The sequence below is a fragment of the Janthinobacterium sp. 75 genome, assembly GCF_004365495.1.
Lineage (GTDB): Bacteria > Pseudomonadota > Gammaproteobacteria > Burkholderiales > Burkholderiaceae_D > Janthinobacterium.
Genome location: NZ_SORD01000002.1, coordinates 277,409 through 300,393 on the forward strand (window position 1 = coordinate 277,409; position 22,985 = coordinate 300,393).

At 61.5% G+C, this 22,985-nt stretch carries 24 protein-coding genes; 7 read left to right on the forward strand and 17 right to left on the reverse strand.

Annotated features, from left to right (window positions below; translation table 11 throughout):
* Window positions 1–167 precede the first annotated feature (167 nt).
* The 4 genes from rplS to rpsP all read right to left on the reverse strand — a co-directional run bounded on the left by rplS (window position 168) and on the right by rpsP (window position 2,302).
* Entirely contained in the window at window positions 168–551 is a 384-nt protein-coding gene (gene rplS, locus C8C89_RS25625; protein WP_010395528.1) for a 50S ribosomal protein L19, read from the reverse strand.
* A gap of 131 nt (window positions 552–682) precedes the next feature.
* Window positions 683–1,429, reverse strand: coding sequence for a tRNA (guanosine(37)-N1)-methyltransferase TrmD (gene trmD, locus C8C89_RS25630; protein ID WP_101484163.1), 747 nt, complete (start codon window positions 1,427–1,429; stop codon window positions 683–685).
* A 50-nt stretch (window positions 1,430–1,479) separates the two neighbouring features.
* The gene (gene rimM, locus C8C89_RS25635; protein ID WP_101484162.1) at window positions 1,480–2,037 is read right to left on the reverse strand and encodes a ribosome maturation factor RimM; all 558 of its coding nucleotides are present in this window, start codon (window positions 2,035–2,037) and stop codon (window positions 1,480–1,482) included.
* A gap of 13 nt (window positions 2,038–2,050) precedes the next feature.
* Window positions 2,051–2,302 carry a 30S ribosomal protein S16 gene (rpsP, locus tag C8C89_RS25640; RefSeq protein ID WP_010395524.1) on the reverse strand — a complete coding sequence of 84 codons (252 nt, stop codon included), beginning with the start codon at window positions 2,300–2,302 and terminating at the stop codon, window positions 2,051–2,053.
* Between the two features lie 277 nt (window positions 2,303–2,579).
* On the opposite strand from rpsP, the gene C8C89_RS25645 reads away from it, so the two are divergent.
* Complete coding sequence (locus C8C89_RS25645; protein ID WP_133993914.1) at window positions 2,580–3,014, forward strand: NINE protein; 435 nt, start codon at window positions 2,580–2,582, stop codon at window positions 3,012–3,014.
* Between the two features lie 136 nt (window positions 3,015–3,150).
* On the forward strand, window positions 3,151–3,777 hold the full coding sequence (locus C8C89_RS25650) for a glycine zipper 2TM domain-containing protein (RefSeq protein WP_133993915.1): 627 nt from the start codon (window positions 3,151–3,153) through the stop codon (window positions 3,775–3,777).
* Window positions 3,778–3,969: 192 nt separating this feature from the next.
* On the opposite strand, the gene C8C89_RS25655 is transcribed toward C8C89_RS25650, so the two are convergent.
* The 6 genes from C8C89_RS25655 to C8C89_RS25680 all read right to left on the reverse strand — a co-directional run bounded on the left by C8C89_RS25655 (window position 3,970) and on the right by C8C89_RS25680 (window position 11,528).
* Complete coding sequence (locus C8C89_RS25655) at window positions 3,970–5,760, reverse strand: acyl-CoA dehydrogenase (RefSeq protein ID WP_133993917.1); 1,791 nt, start codon at window positions 5,758–5,760, stop codon at window positions 3,970–3,972.
* A gap of 92 nt (window positions 5,761–5,852) precedes the next feature.
* A complete protein-coding gene (locus tag C8C89_RS25660; protein WP_034759881.1) occupies window positions 5,853–6,785 on the reverse strand; it encodes an FAD-binding protein in 933 nt (310 codons plus the stop codon).
* 84 nt (window positions 6,786–6,869) lie between these two features.
* Window positions 6,870–7,619: an electron transfer flavoprotein subunit beta/FixA family protein gene (locus C8C89_RS25665; RefSeq protein WP_101484158.1), complete on the reverse strand. Its 750-nt coding sequence runs from the start codon at window positions 7,617–7,619 to the stop codon at window positions 6,870–6,872.
* A 263-nt stretch (window positions 7,620–7,882) separates the two neighbouring features.
* Window positions 7,883–8,110: a sulfurtransferase TusA family protein gene (locus C8C89_RS25670; RefSeq protein WP_010395510.1), complete on the reverse strand. Its 228-nt coding sequence runs from the start codon at window positions 8,108–8,110 to the stop codon at window positions 7,883–7,885.
* A 237-nt stretch (window positions 8,111–8,347) separates the two neighbouring features.
* A complete protein-coding gene (gene alaS / locus C8C89_RS25675; protein ID WP_133993919.1) occupies window positions 8,348–10,960 on the reverse strand; it encodes an alanine--tRNA ligase in 2,613 nt (870 codons plus the stop codon).
* A gap of 121 nt (window positions 10,961–11,081) precedes the next feature.
* Window positions 11,082–11,528, reverse strand: coding sequence for a transcriptional repressor (locus C8C89_RS25680; RefSeq protein WP_101484156.1), 447 nt, complete (start codon window positions 11,526–11,528; stop codon window positions 11,082–11,084).
* A 160-nt stretch (window positions 11,529–11,688) separates the two neighbouring features.
* Here C8C89_RS25680 and C8C89_RS25685 point away from each other — a divergent pair, with 160 nt between their 5' ends.
* Window positions 11,689–13,740 (forward strand): TonB-dependent receptor, encoded by a 2,052-nt coding sequence (locus tag C8C89_RS25685; RefSeq protein WP_166674913.1) that lies wholly within the window; start codon window positions 11,689–11,691, stop codon window positions 13,738–13,740.
* Between the two features lie 153 nt (window positions 13,741–13,893).
* Here C8C89_RS25685 and ugpQ read toward each other — a convergent pair whose 3' ends face one another.
* A complete protein-coding gene (gene ugpQ / locus C8C89_RS25690) occupies window positions 13,894–14,646 on the reverse strand; it encodes a glycerophosphodiester phosphodiesterase (RefSeq protein WP_101484154.1) in 753 nt (250 codons plus the stop codon).
* Between the two features lie 198 nt (window positions 14,647–14,844).
* Between ugpQ and C8C89_RS25695 the strand changes: the two genes are divergently transcribed.
* Complete coding sequence (locus C8C89_RS25695) at window positions 14,845–15,948, forward strand: histidine kinase (protein WP_166674914.1); 1,104 nt, start codon at window positions 14,845–14,847, stop codon at window positions 15,946–15,948.
* A complete protein-coding gene (locus tag C8C89_RS25700) occupies window positions 15,945–16,826 on the forward strand; it encodes a LytTR family DNA-binding domain-containing protein (protein ID WP_133993923.1) in 882 nt (293 codons plus the stop codon). The genes C8C89_RS25695 and C8C89_RS25700 overlap by 4 nt, the downstream gene beginning before the upstream one ends.
* A gap of 19 nt (window positions 16,827–16,845) precedes the next feature.
* On the opposite strand, the gene C8C89_RS25705 is transcribed toward C8C89_RS25700, so the two are convergent.
* On the reverse strand, window positions 16,846–17,172 hold the full coding sequence (locus C8C89_RS25705; protein WP_133993925.1) for a hypothetical protein: 327 nt from the start codon (window positions 17,170–17,172) through the stop codon (window positions 16,846–16,848).
* Between the two features lie 167 nt (window positions 17,173–17,339).
* On the opposite strand from C8C89_RS25705, the gene C8C89_RS25710 reads away from it, so the two are divergent.
* A complete protein-coding gene (locus C8C89_RS25710; protein ID WP_133993928.1) occupies window positions 17,340–17,987 on the forward strand; it encodes a hypothetical protein in 648 nt (215 codons plus the stop codon).
* A gap of 5 nt (window positions 17,988–17,992) precedes the next feature.
* Here the strand turns inward: C8C89_RS25710 and C8C89_RS25715 are convergent, their stop codons facing one another.
* Complete coding sequence (locus tag C8C89_RS25715; protein ID WP_166674915.1) at window positions 17,993–19,276, reverse strand: MFS transporter; 1,284 nt, start codon at window positions 19,274–19,276, stop codon at window positions 17,993–17,995.
* A gap of 115 nt (window positions 19,277–19,391) precedes the next feature.
* Between C8C89_RS25715 and C8C89_RS25720 the strand changes: the two genes are divergently transcribed.
* Window positions 19,392–20,294, forward strand: coding sequence for a LysR substrate-binding domain-containing protein (locus C8C89_RS25720; RefSeq protein WP_101484150.1), 903 nt, complete (start codon window positions 19,392–19,394; stop codon window positions 20,292–20,294).
* An 82-nt stretch (window positions 20,295–20,376) separates the two neighbouring features.
* Here C8C89_RS25720 and C8C89_RS25725 read toward each other — a convergent pair whose 3' ends face one another.
* The 4 genes from C8C89_RS25725 to C8C89_RS25740 all read right to left on the reverse strand — a co-directional run bounded on the left by C8C89_RS25725 (window position 20,377) and on the right by C8C89_RS25740 (window position 22,961).
* Complete coding sequence (locus C8C89_RS25725; protein WP_101484149.1) at window positions 20,377–21,249, reverse strand: hypothetical protein; 873 nt, start codon at window positions 21,247–21,249, stop codon at window positions 20,377–20,379.
* A 19-nt stretch (window positions 21,250–21,268) separates the two neighbouring features.
* Window positions 21,269–22,060: a hypothetical protein gene (locus C8C89_RS25730; RefSeq protein WP_101484148.1), complete on the reverse strand. Its 792-nt coding sequence runs from the start codon at window positions 22,058–22,060 to the stop codon at window positions 21,269–21,271.
* Window positions 22,050–22,562 carry a hypothetical protein gene (locus C8C89_RS25735; protein ID WP_101484147.1) on the reverse strand — a complete coding sequence of 171 codons (513 nt, stop codon included), beginning with the start codon at window positions 22,560–22,562 and terminating at the stop codon, window positions 22,050–22,052. The genes C8C89_RS25730 and C8C89_RS25735 overlap by 11 nt, the downstream gene beginning before the upstream one ends.
* A gap of 105 nt (window positions 22,563–22,667) precedes the next feature.
* On the reverse strand, window positions 22,668–22,961 hold the full coding sequence (locus tag C8C89_RS25740) for a DnaJ domain-containing protein (RefSeq protein WP_010395442.1): 294 nt from the start codon (window positions 22,959–22,961) through the stop codon (window positions 22,668–22,670).
* Window positions 22,962–22,985: the final 24 nt, after the last annotated feature.

Below are 22,985 nucleotides of genomic sequence, written 5' to 3' on the forward strand. Positions count from 1 at the left end.
AAAACCGTCGCGAGCGGAAGGAAGAGGTAGCCGAGACGCGCAACCGTACTCTAGTACGGTGAGCATCGCAGGCTACCTATGCCGACGCGCAGCAGCTTAGGCCAGGTGTCACCATAAAAAAAGGGGCACCATCAGAGGCACCCCTTTTCCCAACGCAGACGCTGATATTACGCGCTTGCTTTCGCCACAACGCGGCGATTTGGCAATTTTTCTTTGATACGCGCCGATTTACCCGAACGCTCACGCAGATAGTACAGCTTGGCGCGGCGAACATCACCACGGCGTTTCACTTCGATCGAAGCGATCAGCGGCGAGTACAGTTGGAACGTACGCTCAACGCCTTCGCCGGACGAGATCTTACGAACGATGAAGTTCGAGTTCAGGCCACGGTTACGACGGGAGATAACGACGCCTTCGTAAGCCTGGGCGCGCTTGCGCGTACCTTCGACTACGTTGACGCTGACGATAACGGTATCGCCTGGTGCGAATTCAGGAATGGTTTTACCCAGACGAGCAATTTCTTCCTGCTCTAATTGTTGAATCAAGTCCATTTTTATAACTCCGAAAACCATCATGCCGGCGCACTGTGGATAGCAAGTATCCGCCCGGTAGAGGATGGGTAACACAATTTGGGCAACATGCCCGGCACTACTGGCCACCCTGCCGGCCGTCCGGAGACGGCTTACAGGCTGGCCAAGAATTTTTCGTCGGTCTTGCTGAGCAAGCCGGCGGCACGTGCACTGACCAGCAGGTCAGGCCGCTTTGTCGCGGTCGCTTCCAGCATGCGCTGGCGGCGCCACTTGACGATCTCGGCATGATTGCCACCCATCAGGACGGGCGGCACGGTCATGCCTTCATATGTTTCCGGCCGCGTGTAGTGCGGCGAATCGAGCAAGCCATTGACGAAGCTATCCTCGATGGCCGATGCCTCGGTGTTCAAGACACCCGGCAACAGGCGGATCACCGCATCCATCAGCGCCATGGCAGGCAATTCACCGCCCGACAAGACAAAGTCGCCGACGCTGATTTCTTCGTCGACGCAGCGGTCCAGCAAACGCTGATCCACGGCTTCATAGCGGCCACACAGGATCACCAAACCAGGTTCGGCTTTCAGCTGCGTGACGCGCTCGTGCGTCAACGGACGGCCTTGCGGCGACATGAACACCACGCGGGGCGCCGCCAGGCCTAATGCGCTCTGGCGTTGCTTCGCGGCGTTAATTGTCGCTTCGAGGGGACGGGCCATCATCACCATGCCGGGACCGCCGCCATACGGGCGGTCATCCACGGTACGGTGATTGTCGGTCGTGAAATCGCGGGGATTCCACAGCGACAAGCCACATTTACCCTGCTCGAAGGCGCGCCGGGTCACACCCGACTGCGTCAGCGCGGCAAACATTTCCGGGAACAGGGTCACGACATCAAATTGCATCGCTCACCATCCTGCAAAGTTTGCCCGGCGCAAAATTATGCGCAGGCGGTTTAATAATCGATGCCCCAGTCAACCGTGATCTTGTTGGCAGCCTTGTCAACATTAATGACAAATTGGCCGACAAACGGGATCAGGCGCTCAGGCGCCATTTCAACGGTCTCATCGGCAGTGGCGACAGGAGTGACGCGCAAGATCGACTGCGGACCATTGCTCATCATGTCGTGCACTGTGCCGAGGCACTCGCCTTGCAAATTCTCAACTGTCAGTCCGATCAAATCGGACCAATAAAATTCATCGGCCGTCAGCGTCGGGAAATGGCTACGCGGAATTTGCACAGAGACGCCTTTCAGCGCTTCTGCGGCATCCCGCCCGACCACACCCACCAGCTGGGCCACGACGTCGCCGCCGTGTAACTTCGCTTGCCTGACTTGAACATCATGCAAGGTCGGTTTATCAAACCACCAGGTTTTGACGCTTAATAATGCATCCGCGTCGTCGGAGAAAGGAGTGATCCTGACCCCGCCAGCAATGCCATAAGCACCGGAGACATAGCCTACCTGTACCAGGTCATCGGGGACTTTCACCCCGGATGCAGTCTTGACCGTCAAACCAGTGATCTAATTAAGCTGCTGCTTTGTTGTTGCTGGCAACCAGGCGAGCAACGGTTGGCGACAATTGTGCGCCAACGCCTTGCCAGTAGGCCAGACGGTCTGCGGTGATACGCAGTGGAACTTCGCCACCTTGCGCCATCGGGTTGTAAAAACCGATACGCTCAATGAAGCGACCATCGCGGCGATTGCGCGAATCAGTAGCGACGATGTTGAAGAACGGGCGCTTCTTGGCGCCTCCACGAGCTAAACGAATAACGACCATAATATTTCCAAAAAGTGTGCTGAGGCGGAAAAAGCCGCAAATTATAGCGCGCTTTACCGCCAGGCAGCAAGCGTTATGATGACGGGCGTGTAATTTGGGCTAATCAAACATTATGACCAGTCATGGCCGAAGACGCAATAGGCGTCTGCGCCTATCGTGCCGGCCATGGCTTGAAATCAAGCTAAATCATTGTATAAACGCCACAGGAAAGTGCTATCGTTGTGCGAGACAATGACCGATACTGGCAATCTTTACCGATGAGCAACTCTGGAGTCCCATGACCACCACTACCATTTTGCAACAGTCGCACAAGAACAAGGCATACACCACCTTGCTGGCCTTCCTGCTGGGCATGCTTGGCGCACACCGCTTCTACCTGCATGGCACCAAGGATCGCTGGGGCTGGCTACACCTGGCCGCCCTGCCCGCCACCCTGCTGCTGCACCAGTTACTTCCCGAGTCCGACTGGTTTTACCAGATATTGCCACTGACCCTGTCCGCCCTGTGCGGCTTCCTGGAAGCGCTGGTACTGGGCCTGATGCCGGACGACAAATGGGATGCGCGCTACAACGCCGCCTCCGGCCGCCTGTCGGACACGGGCTGGCCCCTGGCCGTGGTGCTGGTCGCTACCTTGATGCTAGGCGCAGGCGTGCTGATCGCCACCATGGCGCGCCTGTTCGACTTGCTGTACACAGGCGGCGCCTACGGTTAATTTCCGTATGGAAATGGCATTATTTCCAGCGCCCCGCACGCACATGTAAGTGTTGGTAAGCAATCATGATTTTCCTCTATACTGCATTCACAATGCCGGCATTACTGGCACATTTAACACCCCCTAGGAGAAGATCATGATTCGTCGCCCACTCATCCTCGCAGTGGCCATCACGGCCCTGTTCAGCACATCCGCCTTCGCGCAAAACCTGTCGCCGAAGGCGCAATACGCCTACGACACGAAGCAAGCCAGCACGCGCTATGCGGACGACAAGAAATTGTGCACAGAAGAAACCAGCTCGAAAGCCCGCATGCAATGCCTGCGCGACGCCAAGGGCGAATACGACCAGGCCATCATCAACGCCAAGGCCGCGCAAAAAGCGGGCAATTCCTACGCCAGCCAGCCATCCAAGCAGCCCCAGCATCAGATCTGCGCCGATTGCGGCAAGGTGCTGGCAGTCAACGTCACTGAAAAAGCGGGGGAAGGCGGCGCCCTGGGCATGATCGGCGGCGGCGTGGCCGGTGCCCTGCTGGGCCGCCAGGTCGGCGGCGGACGCGGCAAGGATCTGGCCACCCTGGCTGGCGCCGCCGGCGGCGCCTACGCAGGCAAGCAAGTCGAAGGCCAGATGAAGAATGCCAAGACCTGGACCGTGACCGTGCAATACGAAACGGGCGCCAAGGCCGACTTCGCGTTTGACCAGGATCCAGGCCTGGCGGCTGGCGACCTGGTACGCAATTCGGGCAACGGCATCGCCCGCCGATAAGAACGCAGAGTAAATCTGGGGTCAGACCCGGCGGGTCTGACCCCGGCACTTACGTTTGGGGTTAAAAAAGCGCTGGAGAGTGATCTCCAGCGCTTTTTCATTCAACCTGCCTTCAGCAAACTGCTGGGGTCAGACCCTCGCCAACGCTAACATCGAAGCTCGGCGTTAGCGAACGAGGGGGTCTGACCCAGGTTAAAACTGCTCTTCCGACAGCGCCATCACACCGGCACTGCCGTCGATGATGGTGGCGCGCAGTCCTGGCGCTTGCGACAGGATGTGGTCGGCAAAGAAGCGCGCCGTGGCGATTTTTGCCTTGTAGAACGAGGCGTCGCCGCTGCCTTCTCCCAGCCTTTGCTGCGCCACCACGGCCGCGCGCGCCATTTGCCAGCCGCCCAGCACGATGCCGGCCAGCTTCAGGTACGGCACGCTGCCTGCGAACACGGCCTTGATGTCCGTCTTCATGTTCGCCACCACATACTCGACCACCGCTTCCAGGGCCGCGCTGCCTTCGGCCAGGTGGCGCTGCATGGCCTGGAAGTCGGCGCCACTCAGCTCACCCAACTGGGCTTCCGTGGCGCGCACCTGGGCGATGATGGCTTTTGCGACGGCGCCGCCGTCGCGCACCGTCTTGCGGCCCACGAGGTCGTTCGCCTGGATGGCCGTCGTGCCTTCGTAAATGGTGAGAATCTTGGCGTCGCGGTAATGCTGGGCGGCGCCTGTTTCCTCGATGAAGCCCATGCCGCCATGCACTTGCACGCCGTCGCGCGTGACATCCTGCGACATTTCCGTCGACCAGCCCTTGATGACGGGCACCAGGTATTCATAGGTCGCCAGGCTTTCCGCGCGCACTTCCGCCTCCGGATGGTGATGCGCCACGTCGCTGATGGCCGCACCCACGTAGGCCAGCGCGCGCGCCGCCTCCGTCTGCGAGCGCATCGACATCAGCATGCGTCGCACGTCCGGGTGGTGGATGATGGAGACGGGGCCCGTGGACCCCGCCAGGTCGCGCGACTGTACACGGTCCTTGGCAAACGCCACGGCTTGCTGGTAGGCGCGCTCGGCCAGGCCGATGCCTTGCAAGCCCACGCCGAAGCGGGCCGCGTTCATCATGATGAACATGTATTCGAGGCCGCGGTTTTCCTCGCCCACCAGGGTGCCGATGGCGCCGCCGTGGTCGCCGAACTGCAATACCGCCGTGGGGCTGGCCTTGATGCCCAGCTTGTGCTCGATCGAAACGCAATGGGCGTCATTGCGCGCGCCCAGGCTGCCATCGGCATTGACGAGGAATTTAGGCACGATAAACAGCGAAATACCTTTTACGCCAGCGGGCGCGTCCGGCGTGCGGGCCAGCACCAGGTGGACGATGTTTTCCGCCATGTCGTGCTCGCCATAGGTGATGAAAATCTTCGTGCCGAACACTTTATACGTGCCATCGCCCTGCGGCACGGCGCGCGTGCGCACGGCGGCCAGGTCGGAACCCGCTTGCGGCTCCGTCAGATTCATGGTGCCCGTCCACTTGCCCGACACCAGGTTTTCAAGATACGTGGCTTTTTGCTCGTCGCTGCCAGCCGTCAGCAAGGCTTCGATGGCGCCATCGGACAGCAGGGCCACGAGGGCGAACGAGATGCTGGCCGCGTTGAGCATTTCAATGCACGGCGTGGCTAGCAGCTTGGGCAAGCCCTGGCCGCCGAACTCCGTCGGATGCTGCACGCCCTGCCAGCCCGCTTCACCATAGGCCTTGAAGGCTTCCTTGAAACCCTTCGAGGTGGTGACTTGACCGTCGTGCCAGAAACTCGGCTCCTTGTCGCTGGGCCAGTTCAGGGGCGCCACCACGCCGCCGCAGAATTTGGCGTTCTCTTCCAGCACAGCCTCGGCCGTGTCGGGCGTGGCGTCTTCGCAGCCCGGCAAGGTGTGGATTTCGGCCAGGCCGGCCAGCTCGTTCATGACGAACAACATGTCTTTCAGCGGGGCTTGATAGCTCATCTTCTTTTCTCCAAGAAAAAAGCCACGCGCGGCTCGCCGTGTGGGGCGGGCCGGCGTGGCTTTGTCAGTAACAAAACCGGGACGGGTTGAAATTAACCCAGTTCTTTGACCAGTTGCGGCACGATCTCGAACAGATCGCCCACGATGCCGTAGTCGGCCACGGCAAAGATCGGCGCTTCCGGATCCTTGTTGATGGCAACGATGGTTTTCGAATCTTTCATGCCGGCCAGATGCTGGATCGCGCCCGAGATACCGACGGCGATGTACAGCGATGGCGCGACGATCTTGCCCGTCTGGCCCACTTGCCAGTCGTTCGGCACGAAGCCGGCGTCGACGGCGGCGCGCGAAGCACCCATGGCAGCGCCCAGCTTGTCGGCCAGTGGTTCCAGGATGTGGAAGTTCTCGGCCGAACCCATGCCACGGCCACCCGACACGATGATTTTCGCGGCGGTCAGTTCAGGACGGTCGGACTTGGCCAGTTCGCGGCCCACGAAGGCCGATTTGCCGGCGTCGGCAACGGCGGCGACGGTTTCGGTGGCGGCCGAACCGCCGGTGGCGGCAGCGGCGTCGAAACCGGTGGTGCGCACGGTGATGACCTTGATCTTGTCGCCAGATTGCACGGTGGCAATGGCGTTACCGGCGTAGATCGGGCGCTCGAAGGTGTCAGGCGAGTCGACCTTGGTAATTTCCGAAATTTGCGCCACGTCCAGCTTGGCGGCCACGCGCGGCAGGATGTTCTTGCCGTAGGCGGTGGCTGGCGCCAGGATGTGGCTGTAGTTACCGGCGATGGCCAGCACTTGCTCGGCCACGTTTTCTGCCAGGCCATCGGCGAAATAGGGCGCGTCGGCCACGATGACTTTCGTCACGCCGGCGATTTGCGCGGCGGCAGCGGCGGCAGCCGATGCGTTCGAACCTGCGACGAGCACGTGCACGTCGCCGCCGCACTGGGCAGCCGCAGTCACGGTGTGGTGGGTGCTGCCCTTTAAGGTAGCGTTGTCGTGTTCAGCAATAACTAATGCGACCATGATTATTCCTAATAGTATATGCAACTGCCGAAGTCAGGCCTGAAGGACCGACCCCGGGTATAGATATGAACGGCGGGGCCGCGCTTAGATGACTTTGGCTTCGGTACGCAGCTTGGAGACCAGGGTAGCGACGTCCGCTACCTTTATGCCGGCCGAGCGCTTGGCTGGTTCGACGACTTTCAGGGTCTTCAGGCGTGGCGCAACGTCGACGCCCAGGTCTTCCGGCTTGACGGTCTCGAGCGGCTTTTTCTTCGCCTTCATGATGTTCGGCAAGGTCACATAGCGTGGCTCGTTCAGGCGCAGGTCGGTGGTGATGATCGCTGGCAAGGTCAATGCCAGCGTTTCCAGGCCGCCGTCGACTTCGCGCGTGACGGTCACTTTGCCGTCTTCCAGCACGACTTTCGAGGCGAACGTGGCTTGCGGCCAACCCAGCAGGGCTGCCAGCATCTGGCCGGTCTGGTTGCTATCGTCATCGATGGCTTGCTTGCCCAGGATGATCAGTTGCGGCTGCTCTTTCTCGGCCAGGGCTTTCACCAGCTTGGCCACTGCCAGCGGTTCCAGTTCAGTCGTCGTTTCCACCAGGATGCCGCGGTCGGCGCCGATGGCCATGGCGGTGCGCAAGGTTTCCTGGCACTGCGTCACGCCGCAGGAGATGGCGACCACTTCAGTGACCTTGCCGGCTTCTTTCAGGCGCATCGCTTCTTCCAGCGCGATCTCATCGAAAGGGTTCATCGACATTTTGACGTTGGCGGTATCGACGCCAGTGCCGTCACTCTTGACGCGGACTTTGACGTTATAGTCGACCACGCGTTTGACGGGTACCAAGACTTTCATAGCTATGCCTTTGGGAAATTATAAAAATGACGGATCAAGTGCTGATTGTGCGTTCGATTATAAGAGAAATTTGAATCCTGAACCGAATTTAAGCACGATCGTGCGATTTTTTGTTAGAGCAATCCATCTAAATTGTCCAGCTTCGAGTATTTCAGGGAAGTTTGCCGCTACGCTGCAGGGCAGCAAAAGGGCGTGAAGATAAAGAAAAAACTGCACGGCGCGGTAGCAAGCAGGCCGCGCCACGGCGGCCCCGGCTGGCAGAATTATTTGCGTTGCATCAGGAAGACGAATTCGGTGCCCGTTTGCACATGCGACAGCAGGGCATTGCCCGTTTGCTTGGCGAAAGCCTGGAAGTCGCGCACGGAACCGGGATCGGTTGCCATGATGCGCAGCACTTCCCCGCTCTGCAGCTCTGACAAAGCCTTTTTCGCCTTCAGAATCGGCAACGGGCAATTCAAGCCGCGCGCGTCGAGTTCTTTGTGAAATTCCATAATCTCGGTATCAAGTAGTGTGTCGCTCATCATCAATATCCCACCATTGTTTTGTTGCACTGATTTTCGACATACTACTCTAAATCAGGGGCATTGACGCGCTGCACCAAAATAGTTCATCGGCTGTTGTGGTGTCACAACGAGATGCCACACGGAAAAACGGCCCGCAAGCATCATCTGCGGGCCGTTTTCAAGGGGCTGTGGGGCGAAAACCCCGCATGTCCTCTAGCTTACGCCTTATTTCGCGCGTTCGCCGACCCAGGCCGGTACGCCAGCCAGGGCATTTGCCAGACCACTGGCATCGGTGCCGCCCGCCTGCGCCATATCGGGGCGTCCGCCGCCTTTTCCGCCCACTTGCTGTGCAACGAAGTTCACCAGCTCACCCGCCTTGACCTTGGAAGTCGCATCCGCAGTGACGCCGGCGATCAGGCTGACCTTGCCGTCCGTCACGCTGGCCAGCACGATGGCGGCCGTTTTCAGCTTGTCCTTCAGCTTGTCCATGGTTTCGCGCAAACGGGCCACGTCGGCGCCTTCCAGCACCGCAGCCAGCACCTTGATGCCGTTCACATCGACGGCTTGCGTGACCAGCTCATCACCCTGGCCAGAAGCCAGTTTCGATTTCAGCGCAGCCAGTTCCTTCTCCAGCGCCTTCACATGGTCTTGCACCTGGACGATGCGGGCAGTCAGTTCTTCCGGCTGCGCCTTCAGGGTGTTGGCCGCTTCGACCAAACGGCGGTTGATGGTTTGCACCAGCGCCAGCGCGCCCTCGCCCGTCACCGCTTCCACGCGGCGGATGCCGGCGGCAACACCGCTTTCGCCGATGATCTTGAACAGGCCGATGTCGCCCGTGCGCTGCACGTGGACGCCGCCGCACAGCTCTTTCGAGCTGCCGATGTCGAGCACGCGCACTTCGTCGCCGTATTTCTCGCCGAACAGAGCCATTGCGCCATGCTTGACGGCATCGTCAAACGACATCAGGTGGGCTTGGGTGGCGCGGTTTTCCAGGATCTCTTTGTTGACGATGGTTTCCACGGCGGTGATCTGCTCGGCCGTCATCGGCGCATGGTGGCTGAAGTCGAAACGGGTTTTGTCGGGGTCGACCAGCGACCCCTTTTGCGCCACGTGGCTGCCCAGCACTTCGCGCAAGGCCTTGTGCATCAAGTGCGTGGCCGAGTGGTTGCGGATGGTGCGCGCGCGCTTGGCCGTGTCGACTTGCGCCGAGACGGCGTCGCCCACCTTCAGCACGCCCGATTCCAGCACGCCATGGTGGCCGAATACGTCGGCCTGGACTTTCAGGGTGTCGCTGACGGCAAAGCTGCCCACGCCCGAGCTGATCACGCCCTGGTCGCCCACCTGGCCGCCCGATTCCGCGTAGAACGGCGTGGTGTCGAGCACGACGATGCCCGCTTCACCGGCTTTCAGTTCCTGCACGGGCGTGCCGGCCGCGTACAGCGCCACGACCTTGCTGCTGAACGTCAATTGATCGTAGCCAACGAAGGTGTTTTTCTCGCCCGTGTACTCGACCTTGCTGTCCTTGTGCGTCTTGCCGCCCTTGCGCGACAGTTCCTGGCTTTCCTTCAGGGCCGCGTCGTAACCCACCTGGTCGAAACTGATATTGCGTTCGCGGCAAATGTCGGCCGTCAGGTCTGGCGGGAAGCCGTAGGTTTCGTACAGGGTGAAGGCGGTGGCGCCGTCGATGCCCGTGGCATCCTTGGCCAGCTGCGCTTCCAGCACTTTCATGCCCGTTTCCAGGGTTTCGCCGAAACGCTCTTCCTCGGCCTTGAGCATGTTGGCGACGTTTTCTTTCGCTTCTTCCAGCTCGGGATAGGCGCCGCCCATCTCGATGGCCAGGTCGGCCACCAGCTTGTAGAAGAACGGTTTGGTCTGGCCCAGCTTGTGGCCATGGCGCAAGGCGCGGCGGATGATGCGGCGCAGGACATATGCGCGGCCTTCGCTGCCCGGAATGATGCCATCGACGATCATGAAGGCGGCGGCACGGATGTGGTCGGCGATCACGCGCAGCGACTTGTTTTCCAGGTCCGTGGCGCCCGTTTCGCGCGCGGCGGCGCGGATCAAATGCTGGAACAGGTCGATTTCATAGTTCGAATGCACGTGCTGCAGCACGGCGGCCAGGCGCTCCATGCCCATGCCCGTGTCGACGCACGGCTTCGGCAGCTTGTGCATGACGCCCGCTTCGTCGCGGTTGAACTGCATGAACACCAGGTTCCAGATTTCAATGAAACGGTCGCCATCTTCATCAGGCGAGCCAGGCGGGCCGCCAGGAATGTCGGCGCCATGGTCGTAGAAGATTTCCGTGCATGGACCGCATGGGCCCGTGTCAGCCATCTGCCAGAAATTGTCGGACGCGTAGCGCGAACCCTTGTTGTCGCCGATGCGGATGATGCGCTCGACGGGCACGCCGATTTCTTTCGCCCAGATATCGTACGCTTCGTCATCTTCGATGTACACGGTGACCGTCAGCTTTTCAGCCGGCAAGCCATACACCTTGGTCAGCAGTTCCCACGCGTATTGAATCGCATCGCGCTTGAAGTAGTCGCCGAAGCTGAAGTTGCCCAGCATTTCAAAGAAAGTATGGTGGCGCGCCGTGTAGCCGACGTTTTCCAGGTCGTTGTGCTTGCCGCCGGCGCGCACGCAGCGCTGCACGGAGGTGGCACGCGTGTACGGACGGCTGTCCGTGCCCGTAAACACGTCCTTGAATTGCACCATGCCGCTGTTCGTCAACAGCAAGGTCGGATCGTTGCCTGGCACGAGGGAGCTGGAACGGACGATGGAATGGCCCTTGGATTCGAAAAATTTGAGGAACTTGTCGCGGATTTCAGATGATTTCATGTTTTTTTGGCAAAGAGTGGCGGCAGCTTTAAAGGGAAGATTATACGTGATATGGGTACGGGAATTGACGCCGGGCAGACAGCATTGTTGCAAGCCTGCCCAGCAATGCAGCCCTGCCCGCTCAGGCCGGGTCGTGGCCGCTGGCGCAGGCGTGCGGGGCCGCGCCAGCGGAAGCCGTACTGGCGCCGGCGGCGGCATTGCAGTCGGCGCAGCGGCCGTACAGGGTCAGCTCGTGGCGCTCGACGACAAAGCCTTGTGGCGCCATGCGTTTCAAGTCGCCCGGACAATCATGCACGTCAAACACACGCTGGCACGTGGTGCACTGGAAATGGTGGTGGTGGTGATTGGCTGCCGTGTTCGACTCATAGCGCGGGTTTTCGCCCGGCAAGGTCACCACGTGCACTTTTTCTTCCAGCACCAGCGATTTCAGATTGCGGTAAACGGTGGCGATGCCCAGCTGCGTCACCTGCAAGCTGGCCTGTTCGAGGATTTCCTGCGCCGACAGGGGGCGCTGGGCCGACTCGATGGCGGCTTGAATAGCGGTTTTTTGACGTGTTGTGCGTTCCATAGCCGACAGAATACACCATCCGCCTTCTTGCACTACCCGGAAAAACTGTCACACAGTAATGATAATGGGTTATCATTATCATCTTCGGGCAGTCTCCCCATCCGGCAACAGCCTGCCCAAACCCCGCAAACACCGATAGCCGATAAAGGAACTCTTGCCCATGTCCGTCCGTCCTCAACAACCAACTCCCCTCGCGCTGGCCATCATGCTGGCCTTTACCGCCCCTGCCAGCGCCCTGGCGCAGCAGGCGGCCACCTTGCCTGCCGTCACCGTTTCGGCCAGCGCACTGGCCCTGGGCAGCGACGACATGAGCACGCCAGTCACCGTACTGGAAGGCGAGGAACTGGTGCGCGCCCGCGAGGCGACCCTGGGCGAAACCCTGGCCGGCCAGCCCGGCATCACGTCCAGCCATTTCGGCGCCGGCGCCAGCCGTCCCATCATTCGCGGCATGGATGGCCCCCGTGTCAAGGTGCTGTCCGACGGCGCCGAAGTGCAGGATGCCTCGACCATCAGCCCCGACCATGCCGTGGCGGCCGAACCGATGCTGTCGGAACAGATTGAAGTCTTGCGTGGCCCGTCTGCGCTGGCCTACGGCGGCGGCGCCGTCGGTGGCGTGGTCAATGTGATCGACAAGAAAATCCCCACGCGCGTGCCGGCAAAAGGCTTTGAAGGCAGCGCGGAAGTGCGCGCCAACTCGGCTGCGCGCGAAAAGGCGGGCGCCTTTGAAGTCACTGGCGGCTCCGGCAACATCGCCTTCCACGCGGAAGGCGTCAAGCGCGACGCGAAAGAATACAAGGTCGGCAGCGGCTGGGAAGGCGGCTCCAACGTGGCCGGCAGCTACAACAAGACGGATACGAGTAGCGTGGGCGTGTCGTGGGTGGGATCTCGCGGTTTCCTGGGCCTGGCCTTCACCAGCCAGCATGCGCAATACGGCTTGCCGGGCCACAACCACGAATTCGAGAGCTGCCACCCGCACGGCGCGCACCTGCATTGCGGCGGCCACGAAGGCCACGACCACGGTGCTGAAGAGGAACATGACCACGAGCACGGCAGCGTGCCGTTCGTGAAGCTGAAGAGCGAGCGCTGGGACGTGCGCGGCGAATTGCGCGATCCCATGCCCGGCTTCGCCAAGCTGCGCCTGCGCGCCGCGTTCACCGACTACAAGCACGATGAAATCGAAGGTGCGGAAATCGCCACCACGTTTAAAAACAAGGGCCACGACGCGCGCCTGGAAATGGAACACCATCCCCTCTTCGGCTGGCGCGGCGTGGTCGGCCTGCAAACGTCGAAGCGCGATTTCTCCGCCCTGGGCGAGGAAGCCTACGTGGCGCCCACGGTAACGAAGAAACACGCCGCCTTCCTGGTCGAGGAATACAAGCTCGATCAATGGCGCTTCGAGGCGGGCTTGCGCCACGAATGGCAAGACATCACGGTCGACAGCGCCACCTTGCAGGACCGCAGCGCCAAGGGCACGTCCGTGTCGCTGGGTGCCGTATGGAAATTCGCGCCGCAATATTCGCTCGGTTCCACCATCTCGCGCACGCACCGTTTGCCCAGCGCCGAGGAACTATATGCACACGGCGTGCACATGGCCACGGCCACGTATGAACTGGGCAATCAAAACCTGGGCAAGGAAACGTCCAACAATATCGACTTGACCTTGCGCAAATATGCGGGCGCCACGACATTCTCGGCCAGCGCCTACCGCAACAAGGTAGATAACTACATCTTTGGCAGCACGCTGGACAGCCATGAAGGCTTCCAGCTGATCCAGTACGCCCAGCGCGACGCCACGTTTACAGGCGTAGAAGGACAAGTCCGCCAGCAGTTGAACCCCATGTTCGGCGCCAGCGTGTTCGGCGACTATGTGCGGGCCAAGCTGGCCGACGGCGGTGGCAACCTGCCGCGCATCCCCGCCCAGCGCCTCGGCGTGAAGTTTGACGCCAACTGGCAGGCGTGGAGCGGCGTGGCCGAGTTCTACCGCGTGGGCAAGCAGGACAAAATCGCCGCGTTCGAAACGGCAACCCCTGGCTACAACATGCTGAACCTCTCCGCCAACTACGACACGCGCATCGGTACCACGCCCGCCCAGTTCTACGTCAAGGCGAACAATCTGACGAATGAACTGGCGTACAGCCACACTTCCTTCATCAAGAATGCGGCGCCGTTGACGGGGCGCAATGTGACGGTCGGCATGCGCGTAACTTTCTAAGCTGTTTGAAACGTAGGTCGGCTTAGCGCGCAAGCGCGTAAGCCGACAACACCAATAACATCAACAATGTTGTCGGATTACGCGGGGCTTTGCCCCGCTAATCCGACCTACGCCTTAGATCGTACTTTGCGGGGGCTCTGCGTTCCATTCTTTTCAGGGTTCAGTTTGGCCAGCCTTGATCAAATCTATCCTGTCCGTGCAAAAGCCGTCCACGCCCCAGGCCAGCAACTCGCTGGCCCGTTCGGGCGTGTTGACGGTGTAGCAAAACAGTCCAAATCCCCTCCCTTTTACCTCTTGCGCCAGTTCCGGCGTCAGCTGCCGATGGTCGCAATGGATGGCCACCACGCCCAGTTCCTTCGCCGTGCATTCCCAGTCAGCGGGAATGGCTTCGACCAGCCAGCCGCGTGCCAGTTCCGGCGCCGTTTGGCGCGCCGCCTGCAGGGCTTCGATGCTGAACGACGACAACAGCGGCAGTAATTGGCCAGCCGCGATTTCTTGCGCAAAGTAATCGCGCGTGGCCCGCGCCACCGCCGTCCCTGTCTGCACGTCGAAGCCGGGCGCCGGCTTGATTTCGATATTCATCCAGATGCGCTGCGCCTTGCAATACGCAACGACGGCGTCAAACGCGGGCACGCCTTCGCCCACGAAGGCAGCACCGAACCAGGCGCCCGCCTCCATGGCCGCCAACTGCGCGGCCGTGTAATCGTTGATATGGCCGCTGCCGGCCACGGTGCGGCCCAGCTCGGGGTCGTGCACGACGACGGGCACGCCGTCGGACGCCAGCATGACGTCGAATTCCACGGCGCGGTAGCCGTAGGCCAGGCCGCAGCGCAGGGCAGCCAGGGTGTTTTCAGGCGCCAGGGTGCCGCCGCCGCGGTGCGCCAGGATGCGTGGATAGGGCCACATGGGGTTCCTTTATCATGAGGAGGTTGTCGGTCAAGACCTCTTGCCATCATCGCGTGCCAGCGCCACCATGTAAAGGACGCGATCAGGCGATTGGCGCCACGCCTGCCCTGTTTCGTCGCAGCGGCGTTGCGCCCGCATGCAGAGCCGCCCATAATTGCCGCATTGCCAACCAGAATGCCCATCCGAAAGCGGTCCCGCATGCACACGACAGACACCGCCCCCCGCAAGAAGGGCTTCCCCTACCGACGCCTCTTGGGCGATGCGCGCTATGCGCTATTGCTCAATGTCCTGTGCGCCCTCTTCATCACCTACGTGCTGAGCGGCGGACAAAGCTTCTGGCTCAACCTGCTTGCGTCCATGTGCATCGGCAGCATCGCCTTCCTGCTCATCGACGGCATCCGCCTGGCGTGGTGGGGCGAACAGCGGCGTGCCCCAGTGCTCCCCTTCACGGCCCTCCTCATCGTCAGCGCCGCCGTGGCGCAAGTAGGCGGCACCATGCTGTTCGGCTGGCTGGCCAATATCGACGTTCCCGCGCCCGTCTCCATGTCGCCGCGCAATGTCAGCATGACGGTCTTCACCTTGGCGGCGGCGGGGGCGGCCATCCTGTTTTTTGGCAGCCGAGAAAAAATTGCACGCCTGCAAATGGAGGCAGCCCAGGAAAAAGCACGTGCCGAATCCGTTGCCCGCCAGGCCATGCAAGCGCAACTGCAGCTGCTGCAGGCGCAAATCGAACCGCACATGCTGTTCAATACCCTGGCCAACTTGCAGGGCCTGATCAGCTTTGATACTGAGCGCGCCCAGTTGCTGCTCGATCAGCTGATCCAGTATTTGCGCGCCACCCTTTCTTCCTCGCGCGCCGAATTCACCACCCTGGAGCAGGAGTTTTCCCTGATGCAAGCCTACCTGGGCCTGATGTCCATCCGCATGGGCGCGCGCCTGCGCTTTACGCTGGACTTGCCCGAGGCCTTGCGCCAGATCAAGGTGCCCCCCATGCTGCTGCAACCGCTGGTGGAAAACGCCATCCAGCACGGCCTGGAACCGAAGATCGAAGGCGGCCATATCCACGTGCAGGCATCGACGGACGGCGGTGTGCTGATGCTGACCGTCAGCGACGATGGCCTGGGCCTCGGGCATCCGGGCCAGACCAAGGGCACGCACCTGGGCGTGGCGAATATCCGCGAACGCCTGCGCGGCATGCATGGTGATGCCGCCAGCCTGTCGCTGGTCCCCAACCATCCGGCAGGCGCGACCGCCCGCCTGACACTCCCCCTTCCACCCACCATCATGAGCCACCTCACATGAGCCACCACACTGCGCGTGCGCCACGCGCCCTGATCGCCGAAGACGAACCCATCCTCGCCGCCGCCCTCGCCCACGCCTTGCAGCGGCTGTGGCCGGAACTCGACATCGTCGCCACCTGCCCCAATGGCGTGGAAGCCTTGCGGCAAGGCCTGGCGCTGCAGCCCGACATACTATTTCTCGACATCAAGATGCCAGGCAAGACGGGCCTGGAAGCGGCCGAAGAACTGGCGGAACAGTGGCCCGACGGCATTGCGTTTCCCCACATCGTGTTCGTCACGGCCTATGATGAATACGCATTGGCCGCCTTCGAGCATGCGGCCGCCGATTACGTACTAAAACCCGTCAACGATACGCGCCTGGGCAAGACGGTGGAGCGCCTGCAGCAGCGCCTGCGCGACAGCGGCAACGGCACAACAACAGCAACCCCAGCGGCAGCGGCAGCGCCAGCCGCCACGACGGCGCCCATGGCGGCGACGGAGACAACAGCGTCCGCCAGCGACGACAACATGGCCCGCTTGCTGAGCCAGCTGCAAGCCATGCTGCCGCCCGCGCCCCGCCTGCAAATGATACGGGCGGCCGTCGGCAACAGCGTGCGCATGATCGCCCTGGCCGACGTCGTGTATTTCGAGGCGCTGGACAAATACATCAACGTCGTGTGCCAGGACAGCGAAGCGCTGATACGCACGAGCCTGAAGGAACTCTTGCCCCAACTGGACCCGCAACAGTTCTGGCAAATCCACCGGGGCACCATCGTCAATGCCAGTGCCATCGCCACGGCCGTGCGCGACGAGGCGGGCAAGCTGTCACTGACCCTGCGCCAGCATCCTGCGCAGCTGCGCGTCAGTCCTTTATATGCCCATCTGTTCCGCCAGATGTAAGGCGTTCAAGAGCCAAGGCCTAATGCAGCTGGTGCTTCAGGTCCGACAGTTCATCGTGGACCTTGAGCACGGCGCTCTTCAGTTCCGGCGTCACGCTGGACGCCGTGCCGCACGCCCGCTTGGCGCGGTCGCCCAGCGATTCCATCTGGTCGACGGCCTGGCGGATGCGCGCATCGTCATGCGTGTCGATGGCTTGCCGCACGGCACTCTTTTGCTGGTCCAGCTGCTCGATGCAATCCTTCAAGTCCACGGACATGCCCAGCTGCTTGCCGCACAGCTGGGCCGCCTGGCCGATCGCGTGTTCGATGGCGCCAAAGCGCCGTGCCACCTCCTTTGCCTGCATCATGATCATCTCCTGTTCGCGTGGTATCCGGGTTGGATCGCCAAGCAGGCGCAGGGTTCCCCACCCGCGGCCATGACATCACAATTTCCATGTGGCACTTTTTTGTAAGCGCTTGTGACATTTTAGATAATGATCAAATACCTCAGATACATTGGCGTACCCGAACTACCATGCCTGCCATGACCTCGTTGCCCATCCTGCCCCGCCGCGCGCCCGGCCTGCTGCTGATCGTCCTGCTGCACGCGGGGCTGGCATATGTCATACTGCAGTCGCGGCCCCGCCTTGCCACTGACGAGCACCTGCCGCAGGGTCCGGCCATCACCTGGCTGCGCCACACGCTCCCCGCGCCGCCCAAGCCCCTACCGTTGCCCAGCATCAAACCGGCCGCCGTGCGCCCTCCACGCCTGCCAGTGGCGGCGCCAACCAGCCGCCCCCTGCCCGCCCCCAGCATCGAACTGGCGCCAGCGCCAGCAACGCCAGAAGCGATCACAGCGCCGCCAGCGCCCAGCGCGGCCGAGATCCTGGCACAAGCCAAACGCGACGTGGGCAAGATCGACAGGGATTTGCGCAAGGAATTCCCACAGCGTGGCGGGGAGAAATTCGACGACACAGGCTACAAGCGCATGCAGCAAGGCTTTGCCGAGGCCTACGCAGCCGTGCCGCCGAAATGGTATGAAGCGTCAAAAATTGAGGAAGTGGGCGCAAATGCGGCCAGGGGCAGCCGCACCTACAAGATCACCAGCGCGCTGGGCACCTTGTGCGTGACCACGCGCGCGGGCAAGAATGGGGAAACGATGATCGGCAACTGCCCCAAATAGCGGCCTCAGCCCACCGCTTCGCGCGCGCCCAGCGGCTGCAGATGGCGCAGGCGCAAGGCGATCAGCACGCCGCCGCCCAGGCACAGGCCCAGCATGATGATGACGCCCGTCCAGCCGTCGAAGCCCCACATCATGCCCGAGGCGGAACCGATCAGGCTTGAACCCAGGTAATAGAACAGCAGGTAGAAGGCCGAGGCCAGCGCCTGCGGCGCGCGCGCCCGGCGGCTGACCCAGCTGCTGGCGATCGAGTGCGAGGCAAAAAAGCCAAACGTGGCCAGCGCCATGCCGATGACGATCAGCGGCAGGGAATCAAACAGGGTCAATAAAATACCGGACAGCATCACCGACAGCATGATCCACAGCACGCCCCGGCGCCCCAGGCGGTCCACCAGACGACCCGCCCAGACGGAGCTGAAGATGCCGATCAGGTACAAAAAGGCCAGCAAGCCAACCGTACTCTGGCGCAAGCCGAATGGCGCGGCCAGCAGGCGGTAGCCGATGTAGTTATACAGGCTGACGAAACACCCCATCAGCACGAAAGCCAGGCAGAACAGCCACGGCAAACCCTGGTCGGAAAAATGCTGTTTGATGGCATGCGGCAAAGCGTTCCACCCCTTGGTACTGGGCACGAAGTTTTTCGATGCGGGCAGGCTGCGCCAGAACTCTAACGCCGCCAGCACGCCGGCCACGCCCAGTACGCCCAGGGCCCAGCGCCACGAGAGGATATCGCTGAGCAAGGAGGCGATCAAGCGTCCCGACATGCCGCCAAACGCGCTGCCGGCAATATATAGCCCCATCGACAGGCCCAAGGATGGCCCCTCGATTTCCTCGCCCAGGTAAGCCATGGCGACGGCCGGCATGCCGCCCAGGGCCACGCCCAGCGCGGCGCGGATGGCCAGCAGTTGCGCATAATCCTGGGCAAACGCGGACAGAATGGTGAGTATTGCGGCGGAAAACATAGCCGCCACCATCAGCGGCTTGCGGCCGATGCGGTCCGAGACGGCACTGAGCAGCACCAGCGAGATGGCCAGCAAGCCGCTCGACACGGACAAGGACCAGCTGCTTTGCGCCGGCGTCAAATGAAACTGCTGCGACAACAGGGGAAACAGGGGCTGGATGCAATACAGCAAGCTGAAAGTGGAAAAGCCGCCGAAGAACAGGGCGCGGTTGCTGCGTTTGAATTCCGCCGTCCCCTTGGCGATGGCAGAACGGGGAGCGGGAGTGGCCGGAGCAACAGGCGTAAGCGCCGGGGTGGCGGCGGAGGCATAAGCAAGCGATGAATCAGACATGGCCATGTTTCGAAAGAGAAGCGAGTTTTCATCTTAGGATTGCCAACTCATATCGTCCAATATATATTTAAGGCCCAACTCATACTTTAAAACGATTACTGAATCGGACCATACAATGGAATTGCGCCACCTGCGTTACTTCGTCGCCGTCGCCGAAGAGCTGCACTTCACGCGCGCGGCCGAAAGGCTGCATATCGGCCAGCCGCCGCTGAGCCAGCAGATCCAGGCGCTGGAAGGGGAACTGGGTGCGCAGTTGTTTGAGCGCAACAAGCGCTCCGTGCGGCTGACGCAGGCGGGCGCACTCTTCCTCGATGATGCGCGGCGCATCCTGGCTCTGTCGGAACAGGCGGCCGTCACGGCGCGGCGGGCGCAGCGGGGTGAAGCGGGCGAATTGCGCATCGGCTTTACCTTTTCCACGCCATTTACGCCGTATTTCGCCACCGTCATCAACCGCTACCGCCAGCAATTCCCGCATGTCACCCTGACCTTGCACGAAATGGCGACCTTGCATCAGCTCGAAGCGATCTCAGGCAGGACGATGGACCTGGGTTTCGTGCGCCCGCCGGAAACGACGTATCCAGACGATATCCGCCTGACGGAACTGCGCAAGGACCCGCTGTTCCTCGTGCTGCCTGTTGCCCATGCGCTGGCGGCCAAGGATGCCATCGCCATTGCCGACATGGCGGGCGAAAGTTTTGTCATGTATCCCAAGGATGCGGGCACGGGGATTTATCCGCAGATCTTCCGCCTGTGCAAGGCGGCCGGCTTCGTGCCCCAGGTAGCGCAGGAAGCGGGCGAAGCGTCGACCATCATCGGCCTGGTGGCGGCCGGCTGCGGCATTTCCGTGCTGCCCGCCTCGTTCGACCGCATCCGCATGGATGGCGTGTGTTACCGTCCCATCGCCGATCCGCAGGCGAGCACCAGCTTGTTATTGGCACAACGGGAAGAAGAATCGTCGCCGCTGGTGGCGGCGTTTGTCAAACTGGCCGAGGCAGCGGCGCTGGAGGAAAAAGAATAGGCCGGCGCATGCCGGCCTACGTTGAGTCGTAGGTCGGATTAGCGGTGGCGAAGCCGCCGCGTAATCCGACAACAGCGTTGGATTACGAATAATCCGCGTCCAGCTCGGAACCCGCATAATTTTCCAGGTCCTCGAACAGGCTTTTCATGCTGGCCCGCGTAAGGATTTTATGCACCACGGTACAGCTGCGGCGGTAGGATTCTATGCGGTCGAGCAGCACGGGGTGATGCTGCACCGGCACCTTGGCCACCAGGGCGGCCCAGCCTTCCTCGAAGTCGGGCTTGTTCTTGCGCACGGAACGCACGAAGCGTTCAAACTCCTTTTGACCCGTGCGCGCCATGATGCGCCCGCCGCCTTCGATGGCGAAGATGATGGCCACGGCAATGACGCCCTCGGCATTCAAGTCGCTATCGCTGACAGGGCCGTTGTCGTGGTGGCGGCGCAGCCAGCTGGCCAGGCGCACCACGGCTTGCACTTCCTTGCGCTGTTGCAACTGCACCGCGTACTTTTCATAACCGGCCCAGTTCTGGTTAGGGTCGGCCTGGCAAATATCGATGAACAGCTCGCGCAGGCGGCGCGCAAGGTAGACGGGGTCCTGGTCGTACTCACCGACAAGAGCGTCTTCCGGCAACTGCGACAGCTCCTTGATCAGGCGGAAACCCACCTGGAACGCGTGCTCGGCGCCATGCTCGACGAGGAAATCGAGTGCGGCCTGGTCGCCTTCATGTGTGACGGCCTGCTCCAGGCCCAGCGAAACGCCACCCACCGTCAGGAACAGCGCTTTCTGGATGCCGTCGGCCGTGCGTTCATTCGTGAACTTCTCGGCCACCATGGCCGTGATGCCCGTCAATTCATCGGCCAGGTCCAGCGCCGCATCCTCGCGCGGGTCGTTCGGCAACAGCTTGATGGCGCGCACCAGGCGCGGAAGATTCTCTACAACAATTGCTGGCAGCATTAGACGTTCCCTGCTTTCATTACGAGAAAATACCGGTGCCCAGGCTGCGGCGCGTGCTGGAACGCGGTGCGCTGCGCGTGCTCGGCACTTGCTTGCGCAGGCGGTACAGCAATTCCTTGGTACTGCGCTGCAACATGGTCGGTTCTTCGTCCGGGTCGTCCGAGTATTCGGCATCGGCCAGGTCGGCGCTGTGGCGGAAATCGGGGAACAGTTCGAACAGCGAACGATCCCAGCCGTCTTCATTCGCTTGCGCCAGCTCAATGGCCAGCGGCACGACGTCGTTGTCGGACGACGTCACGCCCGTCACATACGGTCCCTTGATGACGATTTCACCCGCCACCTCAAGGATTTCCTTCGGCGCCATCGAGAACAGAATGGCGAACGCCGTGGCGCCCCAGTCGGTGGCGGACGCTTCGAGCAGCAGCTCGCGGCGGCGCTCGGCATCGTCGGTGGAAAACACCACGCCGTGGATGTGCGCGAACAGCGACTCGGCGATGCGTTCCGGATCATCCTCGATCTGGTCGTCGCTCCAGGTGGCGGCGATGAAGGCCAGGCTGTCGGCCCAGGCCTTCGGCGGTACCAGCAAGGTAGCCAGCGACATCTTGCCGCCGTCAAAGCCGGCCAGGTGCAGGGCCGTCACTTGCGGCGGGATGGCGCTCAGCACTTCCACCACGGCAAGATCGCCATACTGGTCGGCCGCGTCGGCAAACGCCTGCTCGGCGTGGCCCAGCGAACCGGACAGCACCAATTCCGTGACCTGCTTGGTCAGCGCGGGCAGGTTGCTTTTTTGTTCATCCTTGTTATCGGCCATGGTCATCTCCATCCTGGTCAAACATCTGGGCGAAATCGTCGGTGGCTTCGTCTTCGTCGTGATCGTCGTCGCCGTCGTCATTGGCAGCCAGCTGGTCGAGCGACTGGTCGTCGTCGTCCCACAGGCGCGGATTCTTGTGCAAAAATGCCGTGATGATGGCCTGGCGGGCCAGGTCGGGGAAGCTCTCTTCGATGGCGGCGTACATCTTGGCCGCTTCCGGCGCGGCGCAGGCGGCCATGGAGAACACGCGGGCCGGGTCGCCAAACTCGTAGTCTTCGCTTTCGGCCAGCAAGCCTTTCGGGTCGCTGAAGGTAATGTGATCGACCAGCGCGAAGGCCAGCATGTTCACGTCTTCGATGCCGCCGCCGCTGGCGTACTCGCTCACCAGCGCATCAACCATGCTTTTATAATTCTTGCGGTTAGGCGGGTCGCCGAGGATGCCATCGATCTGGCCTTCCAGCTCGCGCGACTGGTACGCAAATTCAGGGTGTACTCTTCTCATGCTGTGCTTTCCAATGTGATGCGCGGCACTTTTACTTAAAAGCAAAAGCACCATTGTTTGTTGTTTTTCAAATCATTCGGGCTGGCCGGGCGGCCGCCAGCAGGCTTAATCTGCCGGCAGGACGGTGCCATGCAGGCGGAACACGCCGCACCACAGGGCATACGCTTCCGCTTCCGGGTCGATAATGATGCGGTGATTCACGCTCTGGTCGTATTCGGCGCGCTTGGCCGGGTCGGCCAGGATTTCATACGCCTTAGTGACGCTCTTGAAGCGCGCCTCGGCGCCGGGGGCCTGGTTGCGGTCGGGGTGGAAGCGCATGGCCAGCGAACGGTAAACCTTCTTGATTTCATCGTCGCTGGCATTGGGCGCGACACCGAGGACGTTATATAAATTTTCCATAAATGGCTCCGGGGTCACGATTTG

Excerpts from the sequence above, each read along its gene's own strand:
- C8C89_RS25725 (WP_101484149.1), bottom strand. The coding sequence starts at position 21,249 with ATGCTGCCAGCAATTGTTGTAGAGAATCTTCCGCGCCTGGTGCGCGCC.
- C8C89_RS25715 (WP_166674915.1), bottom strand. The coding sequence starts at position 19,276 with ATGTCTGATTCATCGCTTGCTTATGCCTCCGCCGCCACCCCGGCGCTT.
- C8C89_RS25740 (WP_010395442.1), bottom strand. The coding sequence starts at position 22,961 with ATGGAAAATTTATATAACGTCCTCGGTGTCGCGCCCAATGCCAGCGAC.
- C8C89_RS25680 (WP_101484156.1), bottom strand. The coding sequence starts at position 11,528 with ATGGAACGCACAACACGTCAAAAAACCGCTATTCAAGCCGCCATCGAG.
- C8C89_RS25655 (WP_133993917.1), bottom strand. The coding sequence starts at position 5,760 with ATGAGCTATCAAGCCCCGCTGAAAGACATGTTGTTCGTCATGAACGAG.
- C8C89_RS25705 (WP_133993925.1), bottom strand. The coding sequence starts at position 17,172 with ATGATGCAGGCAAAGGAGGTGGCACGGCGCTTTGGCGCCATCGAACAC.
- rplS (WP_010395528.1), bottom strand. The coding sequence starts at position 551 with ATGGACTTGATTCAACAATTAGAGCAGGAAGAAATTGCTCGTCTGGGT.
- C8C89_RS25660 (WP_034759881.1), bottom strand. The coding sequence starts at position 6,785 with ATGGTCGCATTAGTTATTGCTGAACACGACAACGCTACCTTAAAGGGC.
- alaS (WP_133993919.1), bottom strand. The coding sequence starts at position 10,960 with ATGAAATCATCTGAAATCCGCGACAAGTTCCTCAAATTTTTCGAATCC.
- C8C89_RS25720 (WP_101484150.1), top strand. The coding sequence starts at position 19,392 with ATGGAATTGCGCCACCTGCGTTACTTCGTCGCCGTCGCCGAAGAGCTG.
- C8C89_RS25730 (WP_101484148.1), bottom strand. The coding sequence starts at position 22,060 with ATGGCCGATAACAAGGATGAACAAAAAAGCAACCTGCCCGCGCTGACC.
- C8C89_RS25695 (WP_166674914.1), top strand. The coding sequence starts at position 14,845 with ATGCACACGACAGACACCGCCCCCCGCAAGAAGGGCTTCCCCTACCGA.
- ugpQ (WP_101484154.1), bottom strand. The coding sequence starts at position 14,646 with ATGTGGCCCTATCCACGCATCCTGGCGCACCGCGGCGGCGGCACCCTG.
- C8C89_RS25735 (WP_101484147.1), bottom strand. The coding sequence starts at position 22,562 with ATGAGAAGAGTACACCCTGAATTTGCGTACCAGTCGCGCGAGCTGGAA.
- C8C89_RS25685 (WP_166674913.1), top strand. The coding sequence starts at position 11,689 with ATGTCCGTCCGTCCTCAACAACCAACTCCCCTCGCGCTGGCCATCATG.
- rpsP (WP_010395524.1), bottom strand. The coding sequence starts at position 2,302 with ATGGTCGTTATTCGTTTAGCTCGTGGAGGCGCCAAGAAGCGCCCGTTC.
- trmD (WP_101484163.1), bottom strand. The coding sequence starts at position 1,429 with ATGCAATTTGATGTCGTGACCCTGTTCCCGGAAATGTTTGCCGCGCTG.
- C8C89_RS25665 (WP_101484158.1), bottom strand. The coding sequence starts at position 7,619 with ATGAAAGTCTTGGTACCCGTCAAACGCGTGGTCGACTATAACGTCAAA.
- C8C89_RS25710 (WP_133993928.1), top strand. The coding sequence starts at position 17,340 with ATGCCTGCCATGACCTCGTTGCCCATCCTGCCCCGCCGCGCGCCCGGC.
- C8C89_RS25670 (WP_010395510.1), bottom strand. The coding sequence starts at position 8,110 with ATGGAATTTCACAAAGAACTCGACGCGCGCGGCTTGAATTGCCCGTTG.
- C8C89_RS25650 (WP_133993915.1), top strand. The coding sequence starts at position 3,151 with ATGATTCGTCGCCCACTCATCCTCGCAGTGGCCATCACGGCCCTGTTC.
- C8C89_RS25645 (WP_133993914.1), top strand. The coding sequence starts at position 2,580 with ATGACCACCACTACCATTTTGCAACAGTCGCACAAGAACAAGGCATAC.
- C8C89_RS25700 (WP_133993923.1), top strand. The coding sequence starts at position 15,945 with ATGAGCCACCACACTGCGCGTGCGCCACGCGCCCTGATCGCCGAAGAC.